Below are 24,072 nucleotides of genomic sequence, written 5' to 3' on the forward strand. Positions count from 1 at the left end.
TTATTCAGTAATTGTTGGTGTAGTATCAACAGCGGTTTTCTTGTCAGTCGAATAAAAAAGTAAACCGGCATCAATTTCTTCTAATGCTTTACCAACTGATTTAAAAGATACAGGCTTCTGCACCATTCCGTTATTCTTCTCTTGCATTTCTCTTGCCCTTTTTGCAGCAACAGTTACAAGTGTGTACTTGGAATTCAATTTATTTAATAATGAATCTATAGATGGATTTAACATTTAAAAATCACCCTCCAGCATTTTTTTATATCGTCTTGCTACTCGATCTCTTCGGCAATGTTCAGCCGTTACAATTGCATTAATTCGATCGCATGCAAGTTCTACTTGATCATTTTCAACTACATAATCATAAGCGTCCATCATTTCAATTTCTTCTTTTGCTACCTTCATTCTGTTGAGAATTAAATCATCAGTTTCAGTACCCCTCGTCACAATCCTGTTTTTTAATTCCTTCAAACTTGGCGGCGCTAAGAAAATGAATAACCCCTCTGGGAATGCTTTTCTTACTTGAAGTGCACCTTGTACCTCTATTTCTAGAAATACATCTCTACCTTCCTGTAAGGTTGACTCTACATAGTCAATTGGGGTTCCATAATAGTTCCCTACATACTCTGCCCATTCTAGAAGCTTGTCGTTTTTTATTAATTCCTCAAACTCTTCTCTCGATTTAAAGAAGTAATCTACACCATCTACTTCACCCTCGCGGGGTTTTCTTGTCGTCATCGAAATAGAGTATTGGAATTTTGTATCAGGCTGAGAAAAAATAGCTTTTCGAACAGTACCTTTCCCGACACCAGATGGACCTGATAAAACAATTAGTAAACCTCTTTCTTTCATTCGTTCTAATACCTACCCTTCGTCTGTTAGCTCATCTTCTTTTGATAGTCTCTGTGCAACCGTCTCAGGCTGGACTGCGGATAGTATAATGTGGTCACTATCCATAATCATAACCGCACGCGTTCTTCTTCCGTATGTAGCATCAATGAGCATTCCTCGATCACGAGCATCTTGAATGATTCGTTTAATCGGAGCAGATTCGGGACTCACAATCGAAATAATTCTGTTGGCCGAGACAATATTCCCGAATCCGATATTTATTAATTTGATTTGCACGTAAACTCCCCCAATAAGTACCCCTCTATTTTTGCCGTGATAATGGCTTTATAATCAAGCTTATTCAATATTTTGAACTTGCTCTTTTATTTTCTCTAGTAAACTTTTTATTTCCACTACATGTTTTGCAATCGTAGGATCATTCGCCTTTGAACCGATTGTATTGGTTTCCCTATTCATTTCTTGTACGATAAAATCGAGTTTTCGGCCAATAGGTTCATTCGTACTTGCAGTTTGTTTAAACTGACTTATATGACTTTCGAGACGGGTCAGTTCTTCACTGATATCAGCTTTTTCTGCAAATAGAGCGACCTCCGTAAGGATACGATTTTCATCAAATTCATTCCCCACATATTCTTTGATCCTTTTTTCAATTCGATCGCGATACTGAGTAACCACAATTGGTGCATATTCTTTAATAGTATGTACATTATCTGCTACTAGGTCGAGATAAGAGAAAATCACTTCCATTAATGACTTTCCTTCAGCTTCCCTCATTTGTTTTAATCGGAGTGTAGCACTTTGAATCACCTCAAGGACCGTTGATTCTAGTTCATTATTCTCCATTTCCTTCTCTTCAAATGAAAGAATATTTTCGTTTGAAAGTAGCTGCTGTGAAGTAATTTGATCACTAAGTTGGTATTTTTCTTGGATGACTTTGGTTGTTAAAACGAGCTCTTCTAATAAATCCCAGTCAATGGAAATTGCTTTCGTAACTAGTCCTTCACCTTCAATATTTAAAAATACTTCGACACGGCCTCTTTTTACATGCTCTAATATCGCTTTTTTTATTTTATCCTCAAGAAACAGTAGTTGTCTAGGTAATCTTATATTGATTTCACAGAATCGATGGTTTACAGATTTCAGTTCAACATGAACGGTGTAGCCATCCATTTCCTTATTGGCACGACCATAACCTGTCATACTTGCTATCATCTTTTCACTTCCAATCTAACATAAAAGAGACATTACTTTATAGATAAAATTTCTTATTTCTATACTTATTTTACCATTGTTTATTAAAATCGAATAGTTTTTAAAGATTTCAACAAGAAAGAAAAAAGGTAATAGAGTGCATACTCCATTACCTCACGAATTATAACATAGTTTCATCACTAAAATCCAAGCCTAGCACTTTATGCACGAGCCACGGAACGTTTGTTCGTTAATAATGATCCTGCTAATAGGAATGTTGGAATTGCTGACATTCCAATAACTAGGAGCCAATCTCTTGGTTCAATTGCGTACGTCTTGAAGACCGGTTGTAATGGTGGATAGTAAATTACAACTAACATTAGTACGATAGATGAGATGACCGCCCATACTAAGTACATATTTTGGAATGGATTCCGGTGGAAAATAGACCGTTCACTACGACAATCAAATACGTGGATAAGCTGGGCCATTACAAGAGTTGCAAACGCAATGGTTTGGGCATATCCTAAATTGCTCGGATCCCTATGATAGACAACCATAAATGCAGCCAAGGTTGCTATCCCTATTAAAAAGCCGCGGCTGACAATTTTCCAGCCCAATCCTCTTGCAAAAACCCCTTCTTTTGGATGGCGTGGGCCATGTTTCATCAAATTGCTCTCTGGTTGATCAAGTCCAAGCGCCATTGCTGGTAATCCATCCGTTACCAGGTTAACCCAAAGGATTTGGATTGGTACGAGTGGTAATGGTAAGCCCATTAACATCGCGAATAACATCACAAGTATTTCACCAACATTAGAAGCTAATAAATAACGGATAAACTTTCTAATATTTTCATAGATATTTCGGCCTTCTTTAATAGCTGCTTTAATCGTCGCAAAGTTATCATCAAGTAATACTAACGAAGATGCTTCTTTTGCTACATCTGTACCTGTAATGCCCATCGCAATTCCGATATCGGATGCTTTAATTGCCGGTGCATCGTTTACACCATCACCTGTCATCGCAACAATATGGCCCCTGCTTTGAAGTGCTTTTACAATTTTTAATTTATGTTCAGGTGACACCCTTGCATATACATAGACATCATCGACAATTTCCTCTAGCTCTTCTACATCCATTTTAGAAAGAGCATACCCATCTAGCACTTTACCCCCTGGAGGTAGAATACCAAGCTGTGTAGCAATCGCTTTTGCTGTAATTAAATGGTCTCCTGTAATCATAACTGTCTTAATGCCAGCATCTTTACATTCTTTAACTGCATCTTTTACTTCTGGTCTTGGCGGATCAATCATTCCTTGAACCCCAATAAAGGTTAATTCGCTTTCAGCTTCGCTTTCCGACACTAACTTTTGGTTTGGCCGTAATTGTTTAAAGCCAACTGCAATAGTACGAAGAGCATCTGAGGCTAAGCTCTCAATCGCATCCTTAATCTCATTCTCGTACCCTACCGTTAATGGCTGCTGTTTATTGTCCCAAAGGACCGATTTACTAACTCCTAGTAATACATCTGGTGCACCCTTTGTAACAACAAATTGATTTCCAGCTCTATCTTTTACAATGACACTCATCATTTTTCTTGCAGAATCAAATGGGAACTCTTCAACAATATCAAATTGCTCAGCTAATAATTGATTTGTAAGTCCTGCTTTAATACCCGCAACAAGTAAAGCTCCTTCAGTTGGGTCTCCATCAAGAATAATATCATCATCCTTCTGCTTTAATGATGCATTATTACACAACACTCCAAAAGTTAATAATTGTTGAAGAGTCTTATGTTCTGATGGTTTGATTTCTCTATCCCCCGAGAAAAATTTTCCATCTACATCATACCCTGTACCTGTTACAGACCAAGTTTTGCCACCAGACCAAAGATGTGTAACCGTCATCTTGTTTTGAGTCATCGTTCCTGTTTTATCTGAGCATATGACCGAAGCACAGCCCAAAGTTTCAACTGCAGGCAAGCGTCGGACAATTGCATTTTTCTTAATCATTCTTTGAACACCTAAAGAAAGGGCAACAGTAACAATGGCCGGCAATCCTTCAGGTATTGCAGCAACAGCCAATGAAACTCCCGCTAGGAACATTTCATAAAGCTCATGTCCATTTATAACACCTACAACCACAACTAAGAGGGTTAAAATTAATGCTACGGTGATTAAAACCTTACCTAATTGCTCCAATCTTCTTTGCAATGGAGTAATCATCGCTTCGGCTGATTGAAGGAGTTCTGCAATTTGGCCCATCGCTGTATTCATACCAGTTCCTACCACGATACCTACACCACTACCACGTGTAACCATTGTGCCCATAAATGCCATATTTTCTTGATCACCGAGGGAGACATCACCCTCACGAATCGGTTCAACATGCTTTGTAACAGGCACAGATTCCCCTGTAAGTGCGGATTCCTCAATTTCTAAGCTTTTGACATCAATTAAACGCACATCCGCACCTATACGATCACCACTGGTGAATTTTATGATATCACCTATAACGAGTTCCTTTGAAAGAATACGAACCCATTCATTACTTCGAAAAACATTCACCTGTGGTGCGGAGAGTTCCTTTAAGGCTTGAAGCGATTTTTCTGCTTTTCGTTCTTGGAAAAAACCCAAAAACCCATTAATTAAAACTATAGCCATAATTGCGATAGCATCAATGTATTCCCCTAACAACCCAGAAATCAAGGTTGCAGCAAGTAATACAAGAACCATAAAGTCCTTAAATTGAGCTAAAAAAAGCAAAATTGCTGAAGCGCGTTCGGCTTCCTTCAATTCATTATATCCAAATTGCTTTTGTCGCTGCTTTACTTCTTGGTCGGAAAGACCATGAGAAAGGCTTGTATTAACTTTTTTTTCGACCTCTTCTGATCTAAGCTCATACCATTTCATCCGTCTTTTACACACCCCTCACATTAAATCATAATCAAATGAACCTTCGCGTATTTGCCTCCCAATTTTTAGGCCCACAGGTTGTGGGATTCAAAGATGTTGCCAAAGGAAGTGGCGTAAATAGTCTTTGAACTTATGCTCGAAAAATCGAGGTATCCGCCGGAGGCTGAATTACTTCATCAGAAGTGGCGTACTTCTGATGAAGTAAATTCTATCTATGAAAGCTTATTCAGTCTCGTCCAAAAAAATGCTATACTTTTTCTAAGTTACCTATTTATTGGTACAATAACATTGAAGAGGAACTGGAAGACACTGTCTTCTATTGATATGGAAAAGAGGAAACACGTATGACATTCGATGGAATCTTCACACATGCAATTGTGAATGAATTACAAAAAACACTAGATAGTGGTAGGATTTCAAAAATCTATCAACCATATAAAAATGAACTTATCTTTCAGGTTCGTTCAAATGGAAAGAATCATAAGCTACTCCTTTCAGCACACCCAAGTTATGCCCGTATCCATTTAACAAATGAGTTATATGATAACCCACATGAGCCGCCGATGTTTTGTATGTTACTCCGCAAACATCTAGAGGGCAGTATCATCGAAAATATCCGTCAAGTTGATATGGATAGAATAATTATTTTTGATATTAAAGGCCGAAATGAACTTGGTGATGTCTCTCTAAAACAACTGATTATTGAAATTATGGGTAGACATAGTAACATCGTCCTCGTTGATTCTGAAAAACAGATAATCCTTGATAGCATTAAGCATATTTCAGCAGCAGTCAATCGTCATCGTACTGTATTGCCAGGGTATACATATGTTTTTCCGCCTGCTCAGGAAAAGATTAATCCTTTTACAGTCGATGAAGAGACATTCTTGAAAAAAATTGATTTTAATGCTGGTCGATTAGATCAGCAGATTGTGCAAAAATTTTCTGGGATCTCCCCTGTATTTGCAAAAGAAGTTGTATTTCGCGCCGGTATAGCTAATCAAAAAACATTACCTGATCCTTTTTTATCAATGATATCAATAATCAAACAAAATCAATTTACACCACAAATCATAACAAAGGGACAAAAGGATTTTTTCTATATCCTTCCTTTACATCATATTGGTGGTGAGGCTAAGGCATTCACTACAATTAGTGAAATGCTCGATCGTTTTTATTTTGGAAAAGCAGAACGTGATCGGGTTAAGCAGCAAGGCAATGATTTAGAACGTTTTATCCATAATGAGAAAACAAAAAATGAGAAAAAAATTAAAAAACTTGAAGCAACCTTAGTCGAGTCCGAAAAAGCTGAAAAATATAAGCTCTTTGGTGAACTTCTGACAGCGAATATGTATGCGATAACCCGAGGCGACAAGGAAATTGAAGTACTAAATTATTACTCAGGGGAAAATGAAATGGTGAAAATCCCTCTACACCCACAAAAGTCACCCTCTGAAAATGCGCAAAGTTATTTTTCAAAGTATCAAAAGGCAAAGAATGCTGTTTCCTATGTAGAGCATGAAATTGCGAAAGCTAACGAAGAGATTGCTTATTTCGAGTCTCTATTGCAGCAAATTGAATCAGCTGCTCCAAAGGATTTGCAGGAAATCCGCGAGGAACTTATGGAAGAAGGTTATTTGAAGAAAAAGCAACAAAAAGGAAATAAGAAGATGAAACCAATAAAACCTTCTATTGAGCGCTATGTAGCAAGTGATGGGACAGAAATCCTTGTCGGTAAAAACAATAAACAAAATGATTATTTAACAAATAAACTTGCAGCAAGAGATGAGATATGGTTGCATACAAAGGGCATACCCGGTTCACATGTGATTATTAGAAGCAAACAACCATCACCAGATACAATCCTTGAGGCAGCGACAATTGCAGCGTATTTCAGTAAAGCAAAAAATTCATCCTCTGTACCTGTTGATTACACACTTGTGCGCCACGTTAAGAAACCGAATGGTTCTAAACCTGGCTATGTTATCTATGATAATCAACAAACCGTATATGTGACACCACAAGAAGACTTGATTTTGCAGCTTAGAAAATAAATAAAAAAATTAATGCCCTAGGATCGCTTAATACCTAGGGCATTTATATTATGCTTTAGTTGTATACCAGTCCACTGGATTTTCTCTCCAGCTCTTTAGGCTTTCAATATCGTTTTCAGATACGACATTTTTATCAAGCGCAACATTTATTAAGGTTGGATAATCAGTTAAGGTATGAGCTGAAATATTAGCTGCTTCTAAGCTAGCTGTTGCTGCTGGAAGCTGATACGAAAAGATTGCAACAATTCCTAATACTTCGCACCCTGCTTCACGAAGTGCTTCAGCTGCTGTAATAGCACTGCCCCCCGTTGAAATAAGATCTTCTATTACGACAACTTTTTGTCCTTTAACCACTTTGCCTTCAATTTGATTACCTTTTCCATGTGCTTTTGCTTTACTTCGCACATAGCACATTGGGATATTTAATACATCACTTACCCATGCTGCATGAGGAATCCCTGCGGTTGCAGTTCCAGCAATAACTTCGACCTCAGGATAATGAATCTTAATTAATTCAGATAATCCTTTTGCAATTTCCCTGCGAACCTGTGGGAAAGAAAGAGTCATTCGATTATCACAATAAATAGGAGATTTTAAACCTGAAGACCATGTGAATGGCTCATTTGGCTGTAAAAATACCGCCCCGATTTCTAATAAATGTGCTGCTATTTCTTTATTCATACTCGTACCCCTTCCCATGCTGCTTTCATTTGTTTATATGTTTGTAATGGGTTATTTGCTCGCGTGATTGATCTACCTACGACAATCGCAGTTGATCCTAATTCTCGTGCTTTTTCAGGTGTTACAACTCTTGCTTGATCTCCTATATCATCGCTAGCTTGGCGAATTCCAGGCGTAACTGTCATAAATTCGTTTCCTAGCTTTTTATTGATTACCGGAACTTCAAGAGAGGAACATACGACTCCATCTAGTCCACTATCCTTTGTCATTGTTGCATACTCGACAACTACATCTAACAAATTACGTTCGATTAGTAATTCGTTTCTCATCACTTCTTCCGTTGTACTCGTAAGCTGTGTGACAGCAATACACTTGGGTCTCGATTGCCCCATTGTAGTTCCAGCTTCAAGTCCTTCGCGGGCCGCAACCATCATTCCCCGTCCTCCAGCAGCATGGACATTGACTAAGTCCACACCAAGACCTGCCAAACGTTTCATGCTAGAATATACGGTATTTGGAATATCATGAAGTTTTAAATCTAGGAAAATAGAATGACCTTGTTCTTTTAAGAAGTGAATGACTGATGGTCCTTCTTGATAATATAGCTCCATTCCGACTTTCACAAAAAGTGGCTCTTTCCCAAATTCCTTGAGAAAGTCCTTCGCATATGGTAAGTTTGGAAAATCGAGAGCAATAATTAACGGTCGTTGCATTACTTCCAGCTCCTTCCCTGACATTCCGAGATATACTCAAAACCATATTTATCTAGTAATCTTGGAAGATCCTCAATAATTGACGGGCAAACATATGGGTCCACAAAATTGGCAGTCCCAACTGCAACAGCACTTGCACCAGCATAAAAATATTCAAGGACATCTTCAGCTGATTGAACGCCACCCATTCCGATAATCGGAATAGACACTGCCTGACTCACTTCATGAATCATACGGATTGCAACAGGTTTGATAGCTGGACCTGATAAGCCCCCCGTTTTATTTGCTAAAATTGGGTTTCCTGTTTTAAGATCAATCCGCATTCCGATTAAAGTATTAATCATTGTTAAACCATCTGCACCCGCTTCTTCGATTGCTTTTGCCATTTCAACAATGTTTGAAACATTCGGTGATAATTTAACGTATACTGGAACACTAGATGCTTCTTTTACATATTTCGTAAGTTCTGCAGCCACCTCTGGAATCGTACCGAATGCAATTCCACCGGTTTTTACATTTGGACATGAAATATTTAATTCTAATGCATGAACGTTAGATGCCTTCGAGATTTCCTTTGCGACTTTGACATAATCTTCAATTTGTGAACCTGCAACATTCGCAATAATGGGTACATCGAATTGATCAAGCCACGGAAGCTCTTCAGCCATGACTTTCTCAAGTCCTGGATTTTGTAATCCAATTGCATTTAACATCCCTGCACTGGTCTCTGCAACTCGTGGAGTTGAGTTTCCGAATCTTGGTTCTACAGTTGTTGCTTTAATCATAATTGCACCCAATGTGCTCAAATCGTAAAACTTCGAGTATTCTTTTCCGAACCCAAAGCAACCAGATGCTGGCATGATCGGGTTTTTTAGTGATAAACCTGGTAGTTCAACTTGAAGTCTGTTCATAGTACCACCTCTCCTACCTTAAATACTGGCCCATCACTGCATACTTTTTTATAAGTATAACCTTCCGGATCATCTTGAAGATGACATACACATGCAAAACATGCTCCAATTCCACAGCCCATTCTTTCTTCTAAAGAGATATATGCATTTCGATCAGGGAAGGCCGCTTCAAGCGCTTTTAGCATTGGTGTTGGTCCACAGGAATAAAGTGTGTCAAATATTATACCGTTATTAGAGATGACATCTGTTACAAAACCTTTCGTTCCAACTGTTCCATCCACTGTTGCGATATAAGTTTCACCTAACCCATTAAATTTTTCTTCATAAAACACAGCATATTTTGATTGGAATCCAAGGACGTGAATCACTTTAACACCTTTTGCAACGAGGCGCTTCGATAATTCATAAAGTGGGGGAACTCCAATTCCTCCACCGACAAGCAAGGCTGTCTCACCAACACCTACTTCCTCAACAGGAAAGCCGTTTCCAAGTGGACCTAACACATCGACTAATTGTTCGATGTTTTTTTCAGAAAGGACTCTTGTGCCGAGTCCTTCCCTTCGATAAATCAGTGTGCACTCTTGCTTTTCTTGATTAATATTTGCAATACTAATAGGTCTTCGTAATAAAGGGTCCATTCCATCACTGACTTTTACGTGGACAAATTGTCCCGGATCGTTCATTGCCAAAACCAATTCCCCTGCTAATGTTAGTTCAAAAATATCCTCAGCAATTTGAATGTGGCTCACAATTTTCATTTGTTCCTTTTTAATCATGAGTGTACCACCTCACGTTTTTGCACGTGAGAACCCATCACTTCACTTGAGAATGTCATGGATTCTAATACCTTCACGATTGCTTTAGCAGTATCTAGTGAAGTTAAACATGCAACTCCATTCTCAACTGTTTCACGGCGGATTCTAAAGCCATCTCTTGCAGGCTGTTTTCCTTTTGTTAATGTGTTTATAACAAATTGAGCTTTTCCTTGGCGAATGACATCAATTAAGTTTGGAGCATCTGAACCAATTTTATTAACGACGGTAACAGGAATGTTTTCTTTTTGTAAGTAGCTTGCAGTTCCACTTGTTGCTAAAAGTTGATAGCCAATTGTGTGGAATCGTTTTGCAATTTCAAGCGCTTCTTCCTTGTCTTTATCCGCTACTGTTAATAATACAGATCCATATTTAGGAATCGTGATTCCGGATGCAACTAGGCCTTTATATAATGCTTTTTCTAGCGTATAGTCTTTGCCCATTACTTCACCAGTTGATTTCATTTCTGGTCCAAGCGAAATGTCCACATTGCGAAGTTTTGCGAACGAGAAAACTGGTACCTTCACATAAACTCCTTCGCTTTCTGGGTGTAGTCCTGTAGTAAACCCTTGTGATGGTAATGATTGTCCAAGAATAACCTTTGTCGCAATATTTGCCATTGGTACGCCAGTTATTTTACTTAAAAATGGGACTGTACGGCTTGATCTTGGGTTTACTTCGATTACAAAGACTTCTTCGTTATAGACCACAAATTGAATGTTTAATAGACCAATAATATTTAATCCTTTTGCAAGGGCAATCGTATTGTCAATGATTTGTTGTCTTACATGTTCTGATAAAGTTTGAGGTGGATATACGGCAATCGAGTCACCAGAGTGTACTCCAGCACGTTCGATGTGCTCCATAATTCCTGGAATATATACTGTTTCCCCATCAGAAATGGCATCTACTTCAATTTCCTTACCGGTTAAATAGCGGTCAATTAGTACTGGATGCTCAGGGTTAATTTTCACGGCATTCTCCATATAATGTAGAAGCTCTTCTGTTTGATAGACAATCTCCATCGCTCTTCCACCTAGCACATATGAAGGTCTCACAAGCACTGGATAACCGATCGCTTCCGCAATGACAACTGCTTCGTCAACCGAAGTTGCTGTTTTTCCTTTAGGTTGTGGTATGCCAAGTGAAATAACTGTTTGCTCAAATTTATCTCTATTTTCTGCACGGTCTAAATCCTCTAAAGACGTACCCAAAATTTTCACTCCGCGCTTAACTAAAGAACTTGCTAGATTGATAGCTGTTTGACCACCAAACTGTACAACTACACCTTCAGGCTGTTCAAGGTCTATGATATGCATAACATCCTCAATAGTTAATGGCTCAAAGTATAGCTTATCTGAAATACTGAAGTCAGTTGATACTGTTTCAGGGTTATTGTTGATAATGATTGCTTCATAGCCAGCTTGTTTAATCGCCCAAACAGAATGAACGGTTGCATAATCGAACTCAACACCCTGCCCGATTCGGATTGGACCTGAACCTAGAACGATAACACTCTTCTTATCCGTTACAATTGATTCATTTTCATCCGCATATGTTCCATAATAATAAGGTGTTTCTGATTCAAATTCAGCTGCACATGTATCGACTATTTTATATACCGGGACTATTCCTGCTTGTTTACGAGTTTCATAAATTTCAATTTCTGTTGAATTCCATAACTCCGCGATGATAGAGTCAGCAAATCCTTTCTTTTTTGCCACCGTCAATGTTTCTAAATCACCTTTATTTTCCCGTATTGTGTTTTCGAGCGTGATTATATTTTCAAATTTTTGGAGGAAGAATAAATCAATTTCACTCCATTCATGAATCTGTTGAATGGTGATGCCGCGTCTAATTGCTTCCGCAAGGTAGAATAGACGCTCATCTCCAGCTTTCCTAATTCTCTTTTCAATTGTGGCAAGATCAGCATTCGTTGCATCCTCTAATTGAATATGAGAAACATTTGACTCGAGTGATCGAACTGCTTTTAGTATGGATTCCTCGAAATTACGTCCTATTGCCATAACTTCACCTGTGGCTTTCATTTGCGTTCCAAGTCGGCGGTTTGCAGACTCGAACTTATCAAATGGAAAGCGGGGGATTTTTGTAACGATATAGTCAAGTGCAGGTTCAAAGGCTGCATATGTTTTTCCTGTAACAGGGTTAATCATCTCATCAAGCGTTAAACCTACTGCAATTTTTGCTGCAAGTTTCGCAATTGGATAACCCGTCGCCTTAGATGCTAACGCTGAAGAACGACTCACACGTGGGTTTACCTCGATAATATAGTAATTGAAACTATACGGATCAAGTGCTAACTGCACATTACATCCACCTTCAATCCCAAGTGCGCGGATGATTTTTAAAGATGTGTTTCGTAAGAGCTGATATTCTCGGTCACTTAATGTTTGGCTCGGTGCCACAACAATTGAATCACCAGTGTGAATACCAACTGGGTCTACGTTTTCCATGTTACATACTACAATTGCAGTATCTGCAGAATCGCGCATTACTTCGTATTCAATCTCTTTAAACCCTGCAATACTCTTTTCTAATAGACATTGTGTTACAGGACTATTTTTCAATCCACTTGTCACAATTTCAATCAATTCTTCCTCATTGTTACAAATTCCACCACCAGTACCTCCTAAGGTAAAGGCTGGTCTAACAATTACGGGGTATCCTACCTTTTCAATAAATCCGTATGCTTCGTCTAGGTTATGGATAATCTCACTTTCTGGCACAGGCTCATTCAGTTCGTTCATTAAGCTTCGGAATAAATCACGATCTTCGGCTTTTTCAATCGCTGAAAGAGTTGTCCCTAGGATTTCAACACCACATTCTTCAAGAACGCCTGATTTTGAAAGTTCTACAGCCATATTTAAGCCCGTTTGACCACCTAGTGTTGGCAGGATTGCATCCGGTCTTTCTTTACGAATAATTTTGCTTACAAATTCTAATGTTATTGGTTCAATATAAACTTTATCTGCAATTTCAACATCCGTCATAATGGTTGCAGGGTTTGAATTAACCAAGATTACCTTGTAGCCTTCTTCTCGTAGAGCTAAGCAGGCCTGAGTTCCTGCATAATCAAACTCTGCTGCTTGCCCAATCACGATTGGACCTGATCCGATTACTAGAATAGTTTTAATATCTAAGCGTTTTGGCATAGCTCTTCGCCTACTTTCTTGAAGTTTTCAATCATCTGTAAAAAGTCGTTAAATAAGCTATTTGCATCCTCAGGTCCAGGTGAAGCCTCCGGGTGATACTGAACAGTGAATGCTGGATAATCTAAATGGCGCAGTCCTTCTACTGATCCATCATTTAGTGCTATATGTGTTACTTCCAGTCTTGTAGAAGCTAAAGACTTTTCATTAACTGTATAACCATGGTTTTGAGAAGTAATAGCAACCTTTCCTGATTGTAGGTGCTTAACCGGATGGTTCGATCCTCTATGTCCAAATTTCATTTTTTCAGTATCGGCACCACCAGCTAAAGCAAATAATTGGTGACCTAAGCAAATTCCGAATAAAGGAACCTTTCCTAAAACGCCGTTAATCATTTCAATAGCTTCAGGTACATCTTTTGGATTTCCAGGTCCATTACTTAACATGATTCCGTCAGGTTTGAGTCGAAGAATTTCTTCCGCTGTTACATTGTAAGGAACGACAATTACATCACAGTCACGGTGATTAAGTTCGCGTAAAATCCCGTGTTTCATACCAAAATCAACTAAAACAACACGATGTCCTCTACCTGGGCTTGGATAAGAACCTTTTGTAGAAACTTGTTTTACTTGGTCAGTAGGTAAGGTACGATTACCAAGTTGGGTGATAACTTCACTAACATTGACACCCATTCCACAAATAGCACCTTTTAATGTCCCATATTGACGTATAATTCTTGTAAGTTTTCTTGTATCAATTCCAGAAAGTCCTGGAATATTTTTTGACTTAAAATACTCGTCTAAATTAAATTGACTTCTAAAATTTGATGGATGGTCACACACTTCATTTACTATAAAACCACTTATTGCTGGGGTGATTGATTCAAAATCATCTCGATTTATACCGTAGTTTCCGATTAAGGGATATGTTAATGTTACTATTTGGCCACAATAGGATGGGTCTGATAAAATTTCTTGATAACCTGTCATTCCGGTATTAAAAACAACCTCACCAAACTTCTCAGTCTCACTTCCGAATCCATCACCAACAAAAATGGTCCCATCTTCTAAAATAAGCTGTCGCTTCATACTAGAACACTTCCTTTCTGCCATACAATGTTGCCATTTACAAGTGTCATGACCGGCCATCCTTTGCATTCCCAGCCAGTAAATGGTGTGTTTTTTCCTTTTGAAACAAAGCTTTCTGGATCGATTTTTTCTGTAGCGTTTAGATCTATTACAGTTAAATCAGCATTCTTACCAATTTCTAAGGTTCCAAATGGTAGTTTAAATGTGTTTGCTGGTTTATTTGTTAAGAAGTCTACTAATTGCTTTAATGTCATTTTATTGGTTTCTACAAAATGTGTATAAAGAAGTGGGAATGCTGTCTCTAAACCAACGATGCCAAATGGCGCTAGAGCCATTCCCTGTGCTTTTTCCTCACTTGCATGTGGTGCATGATCTGTAGCGATAAAATCAATTGTTCCATCAAAGAGTCCTTCAATAAGGGCCTCCAGATCCTCTCTTCCACGTAATGGAGGATTCATTTTATAATTTGTGTCTAGGCTAGGGATGTCTTCATCACATAGTAATAAATGATGTGGTGTAACCTCAGCTGTTACATGGATACCTGCACGCTTTGCATCTCTGATGACTCGAACTGATTCCTTTGTACTTACATGACATACATGGTAGTGACAGCCAGCTGCTTCAGCTAATAAAACATCCCTTGCAATATGTACGGATTCGCACACAGAAGGAATTCCATTGATTCCATGTTTCTTCGAAAATTCACCCTCATGAACAGAACCTTTATTGATTAACGTATTTTCCTCACAATGGGCTACAATTGGCATATCAATCGCCGCCGCTTGCTTCATGGCTTCAAACATCATTCCAGCAGATTGAATTCCAACACCGTCATCAGTGAAAGCGAATGCTCCTGCTTGCTTTAATCCATTCATATCCGTAAGTTCTTGACCAAGCTCACGAATGGTGATAGAAGCATATGGAAGAACATTCACATGAGCCGTATCCTTGATTCGTTGTTGTAACCAATTCATTTGTTCAACTGAATCTGGAACTGGTCTAGTGTTTGGCATTGCTGCAATTGTCGTGAACCCACCTTTTGCCGCCGAAAGACTTCCGGTTTCAATTGTTTCTTTATGTTCGCCTCCAGGTTCACGAAGGTGGACATGGACATCAACGAAACCTGCTGATACAAACATTCCTTCTACATCAATTACCATACAATTCGTTGGATCAAGGTTTGCACCAACCGCTTCAATCATGTCATCCGTGATTTTGATATCTGCACTTACTAAATCACCTTGTTCGTTTAAAATTTTTGCATTTTTTAATAATGTGCTCATATTAAAATTCCTCCTTCAACCTGTTGTAACACTCTTTTAAGTACGGCCATTCTTACGAATACACCGTTTTCCATCTGTTTAAAGATTCTTGAGTTTTGTGCTTCTACTAATTCACTCGCTATTTCAACTCCACGATTGATGGGAGCTGGATGCATAACAATGCTACCCTTTTTCATGTTTTTGCTTCGCATAATCGTTAAACCATATTGCTCATGGTATTCTTCTTTCGTTAAGCCCATCGATGACTCATGGCGCTCATGTTGAATACGCAGCAACATGACGACATCTGCTTCTCTAATGCCTTTATCAAGGTCTACATATTCACCATTAGGATTAGTATCATCTTGCCATTCTAATGGAGCTGAAAAGCGAACATTTGCGCCTAATCTCGTTAGGACTTCAGCATTGGATCTTGCAACCCGACTATGACGAATATCGCCAACGATTAACACATTTAAATCTTGGAATCTAGCAAACTCTTGTTTAATAGTTAATAAATCAAGGAGAGATTGTGTAGGATGATGACCACATCCATCACCTGCATTAATGATTGGAATATGGATGCCATTTATTAATTCCTTAAAATACTCATCCCTTGGATGACGAATCACGACTGCATTTGCTCCGATTGATTGAAGGGTCTTTACTGTGTCATATAGACTTTCTCCCTTTTGAACACTTGAAGTCATTTCATCTAACTGTAGGATGTCTGCACCTAATCTTTTCTCGGCTACTTCAAAACTAAAGCGTGTACGTGTACTTGGTTCGAAGAATAGATTTGCAACAAATGTTTGTTTTTCAAGCTTCCATTTGTTTCCTTCGGCAAACAGGCTCGCATCAAATAGAATTCGGTCAATATCCTCAATGCTTAACTCAGTCATCGTAAGTAAATGATTCATTTTCTCTCCTCCAATTCTTATAATCAAATTCGCCTTGGCGTATTTGCTGCCCAGATTTTTTTCGGGCTTGGCTCGAAAAGTTTCCTTTAAAAATCTGTGGCATCCGCCGGAGGCTTTAACTTTAATCAGCGTATTTCTGCTGAATAAAGTTAAAAACACCCTTACCTTTTTTAGGTAAGGGTGTAAAACAAGGTTTTGTTTGAATAAGGGTATAAGAAAGCAAACACCCTTTTCGCAAAAACCTTACACCCTTAATAACCTCTCTGGGTTATTTTAAAAGGTGAAGCATTATGCAACAGAGCTATCATCATCATGATGAGCCTCATATATATCTTCGTCTTCCTGAACGGCTCCGCCAGGAAGGATTAGGTTAAGTAAAACACCTATGATTGCGGCTAATGCCATGCCGTGTACCTCAAAACCAAGTACACGGATAAATGCTCCGCCGATTCCAATTACAAGGATAACTGATGAAATCACCAAGTTACGATTATCACCAAGATCAACTTTGCTATCTACTAACATCCGCAAACCAGATGAAGCGATAATCCCGAATAAGAGAATGGATACCCCACCCATAACTGGTGTTGGAATCGTACTAATTAAGGCGTTGATTTTACCACTGAATCCAAAGACAATCGCCACAACAGCTGCACCGCCAATTACATATACACTAAATATCCGAGTGATGGCTAATACGCCAATGTTTTCTCCGTATGTTGTATTTGGTGGTCCACCAAGTAGTGAAGCAATCATCGTTGCTACTCCGTCACCCATAATTGAACGATGTAATCCAGGTTGTTTAATCAAATCTTTTTGAACAACCTTACTTAAGACCATTTGATGTCCGATATGCTCTGACAAGGTAACTACCGCTACTGGAACGATTAAAGCAATCATATCTAATGAAAACTGCGGTGTGTATGAAACAAACGGGATAATAAAGTCTGGCAATTCAAACCACTTTGCTTCTTTTACTGCAGTAAAATCAACTAATCCGATTGATAATGCGTATACGTATCCACCAATAATCCCGATTAGGACAGGGATTAGTTTTAAAAAGCCTTTAAAAAAGATGGTTGCAATAATCACGATTGCTAATGTAACTAATGCTACTGAAAAATGCTGTAGACTGTAGGCGCCGCTAGCATCATTCATTGCCATTCCAACTGCTGTGCCAGCTAGGCTAAGACCTATTACGATAATAACTGGTCCAACAACAACAGGTGGTAAAATCTTCACAAGCCATTTATGTCCAGTTGCTTTTATTAACAGAGCTACGATCCCATATACGAGCCCAGCAAGTAAGCTTGCCATCATTGCAGCACCAGGACCGTCTGCAGCTATTGCTGTTTGAAGTGGGATGATGAAAGCAAAGGATGATCCTAAGTATGCCGGAACCTGACCCTTTGTAATAAGTAAAAATGCTAGTGTACCTAAACCACTTGAGATGAGAGCTACACCAGGACTAATTCCTACTAAATATGGTACAAGAATTGTTGCACCGAACATGGCGAATAAATGCTGCAGGCTCAGTATTGCGAATAGTCCTGGAGATGGTTTATCTTTTATCCCTAATACTATCTTTTGGTTTTCATTACTCATTTCGAATTTCCCCCTCATTTTAAGATACCCAAAAACAAAAAAATCTTTGTGTTTTTTACACAAAGAGGTATACAAATCCCTATCTTTTGAGAAGGAATGTTTACCCCTTTGTTAGCCTCTCTGGACTACATTAAAGGGTATTATATTTACTTTTTATGAATCGTTACTTGATCTAAATTGTCTATTTCTTCTAGTTCAACCACAATTTTTTCTGAGTTAGAAGTTGGTATATTTTTACCGACATAATCTGCTCGAATTGGGAACTCTCGGTGACCTCTGTCAATTAATACAGCTAACTGAATTTGTGCCGGCCGACCAATGTCGATGAGGGCATCTAGTGCTGCTCTCACTGTTCTACCTGTGTATAACACGTCATCAACTAGGATGACTTTTTTATTCATAATGTCAACTGGTATATCGGACCCATTTACAATTGGTTCACGATCCTCTGTTTTTGTTGTTAAGTCATCTCGGTATAAGGTAATATCTAGTTCACCAATTGCAATCTTCTTGCCTTCAATTTGTTCAATTCGGCTTGCAATGCGCTTTGCTAAATAAATACCTCTCGTCTTGATCCCAACAATTACACAGTTCTCTATCCCTTTGTTCTTTTCAATGATTTCGTGAGCAACTCTTGTCAAAGCTCTTCGAATTGCTTGATTGTCTAAAACTACAGCTTTGTCAGTTTCAGTCATTTTTTACACCCCACTTTAACATTGATTGCCTCTTTAAATTAAAAATGTCCTCTCACCGTAAGTGAAAGGACATAGACATTCATACAAAAGGATACAAATATCCTAATGTAGTTCCGTTTCCTTCTCAGCCTCACGGGACTGATCTTAAAGGGGCTCATTTAATTAAGTTCATTCTACGTTCATTATCGAAATTTGTCAATCCTTTTTATGAGGAAACCAAATCTAATGTCGCAGTTTTTCAAGAAGTTCCTCAAAATAAGCAGGAAGTGGAGACTCAAATTCAAGATATTCCTTCGTTCTAGGATGAACAAACCCCAATAGCCCTGCATGAAGGGCTTGTCCACCAAGATCTAACGTTTTCTTTGGACCATACTTTGGATCCCCCGCTAATGGATAACCAATATATTTCATATGAACACGTATTTGATGGGTACGCCCCGTTTCTAGCTGACATTCAACAAATGTAAAATCTTTAAATCGTTCTAAGACATTAAAATGAGTCACTGCATTTTTACTGTTTTCATCCGTAATAGTCATACTTTGGCGGTCCTTTTTATCCCTTCCAATGGGTGCGTCAATCGTACCTTGATCATGCGGTATGATGCCATGGACTAGTGCTTTATATTTGCGAGTTACTGACTTTTCGACCAATTGATTCACTAAAGATTCATGCGCAACATCATTTTTTGCAACCATCAATAAGCCTGAAGTATCTTTATCAATTCGATGAACAATCCCCGGGCGTAGAACACCATTGATTCCTGATAAATCATTGCAATGAGCCATAAGTCCGTTTACCAATGTGCCACTAACATGGCCTGGAGCTGGATGTACGACCATACCTTTTGGCTTATTGACAACGAGAACATCTGCATCTTCATAATATATATCTAAGTTCATCTCTTCTGGTACCACATCCAAGACTTGCGGTTCGGGAATTTCAATATGGATATGGTCCCCAATATTAACTTTATAATTGGTTTTAACATTATTCCCGTTGACTTTTATATTTCCATCCTTAATCCATGACTGAACTTGTGTCCTCGACCAGTCTGAATTAAAAGCTGAAACGACTTTATCAATTCGGTCATTTTTCTGTTGTTCCTCAATCGTTAGTTCGAATTGATTCATTTGTTCTCTCCTTTTCTAATTTCCCTTCAAAAATAGTTAAAATTAAAATCAAACCAACACCTATTACAAGTGCTGAATCGGCAATATTAAAAATAGGGAAGTCATATGTAAAAATGTATGTATCTATAAAATCGACAACTTCTTTACGAAAGATACGGTCAATAAAATTACCAATTGCACCTCCAAGCATAAATGAAAGCGCAATGCCGAACAGGCGCTGTTTTGGTTTGAGGCTCCGTATGTATAAAACGAGCATTACAACAACGATAATGGTCACAATATAGAAAAACCACATTTGTCCCTGTAATATTCCCCATGCTGCACCACGGTTTCGATGCGAGGTTATATACAAAAAGTTAGGAATGATTTGAATCGAATCTCCAAGCTCCATGTAACGGACAATAATCCATTTTGTAACCTGATCTAACAAAATGATAAATAAAGCAATTAAATAATAATACACGAATACGCCCCCATCCATACAAACTATACTTTTGAATTTTAGCATATGAATGGACGGCTGTACAATCTATTTAAGGGATTAAAGCAGAGCAAAAGCAAAGGTCTCACTTTTGCTCGACTAAAGAAAGATGGTTTTTACGCTGAAGGGGTATGACATTACTTCTGTCATATAAATCAGTGAAGGAAAATTCGAAAATGGTTCGAGCTGTTGGAAGTATCCGTAGTTTTTCAATCGGAATTTCAGCACCAGTCTCTTCGCAAATTCCAAATGTGCCGGAATTAATTTTATTTAAAGCTCTTTCGACATCGCTTAAGTCTTCTTTTATATGATTCATTACAATCTTTTCTTTCTCAGATTGTTCATTCTGAAAAAGTAGTTCTTGACTTAGCTCATATTGTGCTGACTTCATTAACCTGGATATGAGTTCTTTCTTTGTTAATTCCAATTCCGCTTTAATCTCTGCATACTGATCGTTCATTGGAACGCCTCCTTATCATGCTTTTGATTAATGCTTAAGAACATCTTTATAAGGTAGTAGAAATAGTATTATCCATAATGGTTTCCGTTAAAGCCAACAAGTTTTTCCTGTAGGATAAAAATGACGTTTTTTACTGTTTCTAATTACATACTACGTTTTTCTCATTTATTTTTGACGGCAGACAGGCAAATTGTTGGTTTACAGTTCTATTAATGAAATATTTCAAGACACCAAATTTACGCAAAAAAAACGCCATGAACATATGATTTCATGGCGTTTTTCCTAATTTAGTTTTGGTAATTGTCTTTTACAACAGATGCACAGCGTGAGCAGATCGTTGGGTGATCTGGGTCTTCACCAACTGTTGGAGTTACTACCCAACAACGATCACAGGTTTCACCTTCTGCTACAGCAACAACTATTTTTACTTGATCAAAAACTTGAGCATTTTCTGGAGCATCTTCATATGATCCACCAATTTCAAATCCTGACACAATAAACAACTGCTTTAAGTTCTCTTCAACTGAATCTAGGAGAGCTTTTGTTTCGTTGTTTGGATATAAAGTAACGCTAGCTGCTAATGATTTCCCAATAACTTTCTCATTTCTCGCCTTTTCTAAAGCTTTTAATACATCATCACGAAGTTCCATGAATGAATCCCATTTTGCTTCCAAAGCTTCTGCATTTGGAATTTTAACTGAATTTGGCATATCAACTAATTGAACACTTTCCTCTTTAACAGAATCGATATGTTTCCATACTTCATCTGCGGTATGTGGAAGAATCGGTGTTACAAGCTTAGTTAAGCTTAATAAAGCGTCATATAAGACTGTTTGGATTGAACGGCGATCATGTTGATCTGCTGCTTCAATATATAAAATATCCTTCGCAAAGTCTAAGTAGAATGAACTTAACTCAATTGTACAGAAATTATGAACGGAATGGTAGACACCTGCAAATTCATAATTTTCATAAGATGTTTTTACCTTATCAATTAGCTTGTTTAGTTTAACAAGGATATAGCGATCTACTTCACGCAATTCATTCACAGGAATTGCATCTGTTTCAGGATTGAAGTCACTTAAATTACCAAGTAAGAAACGGAATGTATTTCTAATCTTTCTGTAAACCTCAGCCACTTGTTTTAAAATAGCATCGGATACACGAACATCTGCCTGATAGTCAACTGAGGCGACCCAAAGACGTAAAATATCAGCACCTAGTTGTTTCATAACCTTTTCTGGAACAACAACATTTCCTAATGACTTACTCATTTTACGGCCATCACCATCGAGAGCAAAACCATGGCTTAGTACACCTTTATACGGCGCTTTACCCGTTACAGCTACAGCCGTTGATAATGATGAGTTAAACCAACCACGATATTGGTCAGAACCTTCTAAATAAAGATCTGCCGGACGTTGTAGATCTTCTCTTTCCAATAAGACTGCCTGATGGGATGAACCAGAGTCAAACCATACATCCATAATGTCATTTTCCTTCGTGAAAATACCATGTGGACTTGAATCATGTGTAAATCCGTCTGGCAATAAGTCTTTAGGTTCACGTTCAAACCAAACATTTGAACCATATTCTCTAAATAGGTCAGAGACATGATTAATGGTTTCGTCTGTGATAATTGGTTCCCCATTTTCACCATAGAATACTGGAATTGGCACTCCCCAAGCTCGCTGACGTGAAATACACCAATCTCCTCTATCTCGAACCATGTTATAAAGTCTTGTTTCACCCCATGCTGGAACCCATTTGGTTTCTTTAACAGCTTCCATTAGTTCGTTTCTAAAATCTTTAATAGATGCAAACCACTGAGCTGTCGCTCTAAAGATGGTTGGTTTTTTCGTACGCCAGTCATGTGGATAAGAGTGAGTGATGAAGGAAAGCTTTAGAAGCGCACCAACTTCATTTAATTTTTCAGTGATTGGTTTGTTAGCCTCATCATAGAATAAACCTTCAAACTCTTCTGCCTCAGCTGTCATGTAGCCTTTTTCATCAACAGGGCAAAGAACACCGATGCCATATTTTTGTCCAACGATGAAGTCATCTTCCCCGTGTCCAGGTGCTGTATGTACACAACCAGTACCTGCATCAGTTGTAACATGTTCACCAAGCATTACAAGGGAATCGCGACCATAAATTGGATGGCTGGCTACAACATTTTCTAATTCACGACCTTTAAATGTTTTCAAAACAGATACATTTTCCCAACCGATTTCTTTAGTTACTGCTTCTAATAGTGCAGAAGCAACCACGTATTTGTTGTTGTCAACACTAACAACAGAGTACTCTAGATCAGGATGTACACTAATTCCTAGGTTTGCTGGAATTGTCCATGGTGTTGTTGTCCAGATGATGATTTTTTCGTCACCTTCTAAGACACCTTTACCATCCTTCACTGGGAACGCTACATAGATAGATGGTGACCGCTTATCCTGGTATTCAATTTCAGCTTCTGCCAGTGCTGATTCAGACGAAGGAGACCAATAAACGGGCTTAAGTCCTTTATAGATATAGCCTTTTTTTGCCATTTCACCAAATACTTTGATTTGCTGAGCTTCGTATTCTGGTTTTAATGTGATATATGGGTTTTCCCAGTCACCACGAACCCCTAGACGTTTAAATTGTTCGCGTTGGTTATTGATTTGCTCGTAAGCATATTCTTCACAAAGTTTACGGAATTCAGCAACGCTCATTGCCTTCCGATTAACCTTTTTATTTTTTGTAAGAGCTGTTTCAATTGGAAGTCCGTGAGTATCCCATCCTGGTACATATGGGGCACAATAGCCGTTCATTGATTTGAAACGAACAATCATATCCTTAATGATTTTGTTTAATGCATGCCCCATATGAATGTCACCATTCGCATATGGAGGCCCATCATGAAGAACGAATAATGGACGACCTTTCGTACGTTCCTGAACCTTTTGATAAATATTCATTTCTTCCCATTGTTCTTGAATCTGTGGTTCGCGATTTGGAAGGTTTCCACGCATTGGGAAATCTGTTTTCGGCATTAATAACGTGTCTTTATACTCCATTACCATTTCCTCCTAATAATAGTTCCTAATTATTTGCAGCTTGTTACAGTATGGATGATTTGTGATACCCTTAAT

General features: G+C 38.3%; 20 protein-coding genes. 1 reads left to right on the forward strand and 19 read right to left on the reverse strand.

Going from position 1 to position 24,072, the window contains the following annotated elements; all coding sequences use genetic code 11:
- The 5 genes from rpoZ to NST91_RS15990 all read right to left on the reverse strand — a co-directional run bounded on the left by rpoZ (window position 1) and on the right by NST91_RS15990 (window position 4,955).
- The gene (gene rpoZ, locus NST91_RS15970) at window positions 1-234 is read right to left on the reverse strand and encodes a DNA-directed RNA polymerase subunit omega (protein WP_121446533.1); all 234 of its coding nucleotides are present in this window, start codon (window positions 232-234) and stop codon (window positions 1-3) included.
- Entirely contained in the window at window positions 235-852 is a 618-nt protein-coding gene (gene gmk / locus NST91_RS15975) for a guanylate kinase (RefSeq protein ID WP_341331937.1), read from the reverse strand.
- Window positions 853-864: 12 nt separating this feature from the next.
- Window positions 865-1,128: an extracellular matrix/biofilm regulator RemA gene (gene remA / locus NST91_RS15980; RefSeq protein ID WP_010282579.1), complete on the reverse strand. Its 264-nt coding sequence runs from the start codon at window positions 1,126-1,128 to the stop codon at window positions 865-867.
- A gap of 60 nt (window positions 1,129-1,188) precedes the next feature.
- A complete protein-coding gene (locus NST91_RS15985) occupies window positions 1,189-2,064 on the reverse strand; it encodes a YicC/YloC family endoribonuclease (protein ID WP_341331938.1) in 876 nt (291 codons plus the stop codon).
- A gap of 200 nt (window positions 2,065-2,264) precedes the next feature.
- The gene (locus tag NST91_RS15990; RefSeq protein ID WP_341331939.1) at window positions 2,265-4,955 is read right to left on the reverse strand and encodes a calcium-translocating P-type ATPase, SERCA-type; all 2,691 of its coding nucleotides are present in this window, start codon (window positions 4,953-4,955) and stop codon (window positions 2,265-2,267) included.
- Window positions 4,956-5,302: 347 nt separating this feature from the next.
- On the opposite strand from NST91_RS15990, the gene NST91_RS15995 reads away from it, so the two are divergent.
- Window positions 5,303-7,012: an Rqc2 family fibronectin-binding protein gene (locus NST91_RS15995; RefSeq protein WP_341331940.1), complete on the forward strand. Its 1,710-nt coding sequence runs from the start codon at window positions 5,303-5,305 to the stop codon at window positions 7,010-7,012.
- A gap of 48 nt (window positions 7,013-7,060) precedes the next feature.
- Here the strand turns inward: NST91_RS15995 and pyrE are convergent, their stop codons facing one another.
- The 14 genes from pyrE to ileS form a co-directional block, all read right to left on the reverse strand.
- Window positions 7,061-7,693, reverse strand: a complete 633-nt coding sequence (pyrE, locus tag NST91_RS16000; protein ID WP_341331941.1) for an orotate phosphoribosyltransferase — start codon at window positions 7,691-7,693, stop codon at window positions 7,061-7,063.
- Window positions 7,690-8,406 carry an orotidine-5'-phosphate decarboxylase gene (gene pyrF / locus NST91_RS16005; RefSeq protein WP_341331942.1) on the reverse strand — a complete coding sequence of 239 codons (717 nt, stop codon included), beginning with the start codon at window positions 8,404-8,406 and terminating at the stop codon, window positions 7,690-7,692. The genes pyrE and pyrF overlap by 4 nt, the downstream gene beginning before the upstream one ends.
- A complete protein-coding gene (locus tag NST91_RS16010) occupies window positions 8,406-9,317 on the reverse strand; it encodes a dihydroorotate dehydrogenase (protein ID WP_341331943.1) in 912 nt (303 codons plus the stop codon). Before NST91_RS16010 ends, pyrF begins: the two co-directional genes overlap by 1 nt.
- Window positions 9,314-10,093 carry a dihydroorotate dehydrogenase electron transfer subunit gene (locus NST91_RS16015; RefSeq protein ID WP_341331944.1) on the reverse strand — a complete coding sequence of 260 codons (780 nt, stop codon included), beginning with the start codon at window positions 10,091-10,093 and terminating at the stop codon, window positions 9,314-9,316. Before NST91_RS16015 ends, NST91_RS16010 begins: the two co-directional genes overlap by 4 nt.
- Window positions 10,090-13,302 (reverse strand): carbamoyl-phosphate synthase large subunit, encoded by a 3,213-nt coding sequence (carB, locus tag NST91_RS16020; RefSeq protein WP_341331945.1) that lies wholly within the window; start codon window positions 13,300-13,302, stop codon window positions 10,090-10,092. The genes NST91_RS16015 and carB overlap by 4 nt, the downstream gene beginning before the upstream one ends.
- The gene (locus tag NST91_RS16025; RefSeq protein WP_341331946.1) at window positions 13,287-14,387 is read right to left on the reverse strand and encodes a carbamoyl phosphate synthase small subunit; all 1,101 of its coding nucleotides are present in this window, start codon (window positions 14,385-14,387) and stop codon (window positions 13,287-13,289) included. Before NST91_RS16025 ends, carB begins: the two co-directional genes overlap by 16 nt.
- Window positions 14,384-15,670: a dihydroorotase gene (gene pyrC / locus NST91_RS16030; RefSeq protein WP_341331947.1), complete on the reverse strand. Its 1,287-nt coding sequence runs from the start codon at window positions 15,668-15,670 to the stop codon at window positions 14,384-14,386. Before pyrC ends, NST91_RS16025 begins: the two co-directional genes overlap by 4 nt.
- Complete coding sequence (locus tag NST91_RS16035) at window positions 15,667-16,569, reverse strand: aspartate carbamoyltransferase catalytic subunit (RefSeq protein ID WP_341331948.1); 903 nt, start codon at window positions 16,567-16,569, stop codon at window positions 15,667-15,669. The genes pyrC and NST91_RS16035 overlap by 4 nt, the downstream gene beginning before the upstream one ends.
- Window positions 16,570-16,857: 288 nt before the next feature.
- Window positions 16,858-18,174: a solute carrier family 23 protein gene (locus NST91_RS16040; RefSeq protein ID WP_341331949.1), complete on the reverse strand. Its 1,317-nt coding sequence runs from the start codon at window positions 18,172-18,174 to the stop codon at window positions 16,858-16,860.
- A 146-nt stretch (window positions 18,175-18,320) separates the two neighbouring features.
- Window positions 18,321-18,869 (reverse strand): bifunctional pyr operon transcriptional regulator/uracil phosphoribosyltransferase PyrR, encoded by a 549-nt coding sequence (pyrR, locus tag NST91_RS16045; protein ID WP_341331950.1) that lies wholly within the window; start codon window positions 18,867-18,869, stop codon window positions 18,321-18,323.
- Window positions 18,870-19,091: 222 nt separating this feature from the next.
- Window positions 19,092-20,000, reverse strand: a complete 909-nt coding sequence (locus tag NST91_RS16050; RefSeq protein WP_341331951.1) for an RluA family pseudouridine synthase — start codon at window positions 19,998-20,000, stop codon at window positions 19,092-19,094.
- The gene (gene lspA, locus NST91_RS16055) at window positions 19,975-20,463 is read right to left on the reverse strand and encodes a signal peptidase II (protein ID WP_341331952.1); all 489 of its coding nucleotides are present in this window, start codon (window positions 20,461-20,463) and stop codon (window positions 19,975-19,977) included. The genes NST91_RS16050 and lspA overlap by 26 nt, the downstream gene beginning before the upstream one ends.
- Before the next feature lie 103 nt (window positions 20,464-20,566).
- Window positions 20,567-20,941: a TraR/DksA C4-type zinc finger protein gene (locus tag NST91_RS16060; RefSeq protein ID WP_341331953.1), complete on the reverse strand. Its 375-nt coding sequence runs from the start codon at window positions 20,939-20,941 to the stop codon at window positions 20,567-20,569.
- A 287-nt stretch (window positions 20,942-21,228) separates the two neighbouring features.
- On the reverse strand, window positions 21,229-23,997 hold the full coding sequence (gene ileS, locus NST91_RS16065) for an isoleucine--tRNA ligase (RefSeq protein WP_341331954.1): 2,769 nt from the start codon (window positions 23,995-23,997) through the stop codon (window positions 21,229-21,231).
- Window positions 23,998-24,072: the final 75 nt, after the last annotated feature.

The organism is Ferdinandcohnia sp. FSL W7-1320, from assembly GCF_038050315.1.
GTDB lineage: Bacteria > Bacillota > Bacilli > Bacillales > Bacillaceae_L > Ferdinandcohnia > Ferdinandcohnia aciditolerans.

Bases quoted from the DNA above. Each gene is read 5' to 3' on its own strand.
- rpoZ (WP_121446533.1), bottom strand. From the start codon at position 234: ATGTTAAATCCATCTATAGATTCATTATTAAATAAATTGAATTCCAAG.
- gmk (WP_341331937.1), bottom strand. From the start codon at position 852: ATGAAAGAAAGAGGTTTACTAATTGTTTTATCAGGTCCATCTGGTGTC.
- NST91_RS15985 (WP_341331938.1), bottom strand. From the start codon at position 2,064: ATGATAGCAAGTATGACAGGTTATGGTCGTGCCAATAAGGAAATGGAT.
- NST91_RS15990 (WP_341331939.1), bottom strand. From the start codon at position 4,955: ATGAAATGGTATGAGCTTAGATCAGAAGAGGTCGAAAAAAAAGTTAAT.
- NST91_RS15995 (WP_341331940.1), top strand. From the start codon at position 5,303: ATGACATTCGATGGAATCTTCACACATGCAATTGTGAATGAATTACAA.
- pyrE (WP_341331941.1), bottom strand. From the start codon at position 7,693: ATGAATAAAGAAATAGCAGCACATTTATTAGAAATCGGGGCGGTATTT.
- pyrF (WP_341331942.1), bottom strand. From the start codon at position 8,406: ATGCAACGACCGTTAATTATTGCTCTCGATTTTCCAAACTTACCATAT.
- NST91_RS16010 (WP_341331943.1), bottom strand. From the start codon at position 9,317: ATGAACAGACTTCAAGTTGAACTACCAGGTTTATCACTAAAAAACCCG.
- NST91_RS16015 (WP_341331944.1), bottom strand. From the start codon at position 10,093: ATGATTAAAAAGGAACAAATGAAAATTGTGAGCCACATTCAAATTGCT.
- carB (WP_341331945.1), bottom strand. From the start codon at position 13,302: ATGCCAAAACGCTTAGATATTAAAACTATTCTAGTAATCGGATCAGGT.
- NST91_RS16025 (WP_341331946.1), bottom strand. From the start codon at position 14,387: ATGAAGCGACAGCTTATTTTAGAAGATGGGACCATTTTTGTTGGTGAT.
- pyrC (WP_341331947.1), bottom strand. From the start codon at position 15,670: ATGAGCACATTATTAAAAAATGCAAAAATTTTAAACGAACAAGGTGAT.
- NST91_RS16035 (WP_341331948.1), bottom strand. From the start codon at position 16,569: ATGAATCATTTACTTACGATGACTGAGTTAAGCATTGAGGATATTGAC.
- NST91_RS16040 (WP_341331949.1), bottom strand. From the start codon at position 18,174: ATGAGTAATGAAAACCAAAAGATAGTATTAGGGATAAAAGATAAACCA.
- pyrR (WP_341331950.1), bottom strand. From the start codon at position 18,869: ATGACTGAAACTGACAAAGCTGTAGTTTTAGACAATCAAGCAATTCGA.
- NST91_RS16050 (WP_341331951.1), bottom strand. From the start codon at position 20,000: ATGAATCAATTCGAACTAACGATTGAGGAACAACAGAAAAATGACCGA.
- NST91_RS16060 (WP_341331953.1), bottom strand. From the start codon at position 20,941: ATGAACGATCAGTATGCAGAGATTAAAGCGGAATTGGAATTAACAAAG.
- ileS (WP_341331954.1), bottom strand. From the start codon at position 23,997: ATGGAGTATAAAGACACGTTATTAATGCCGAAAACAGATTTCCCAATG.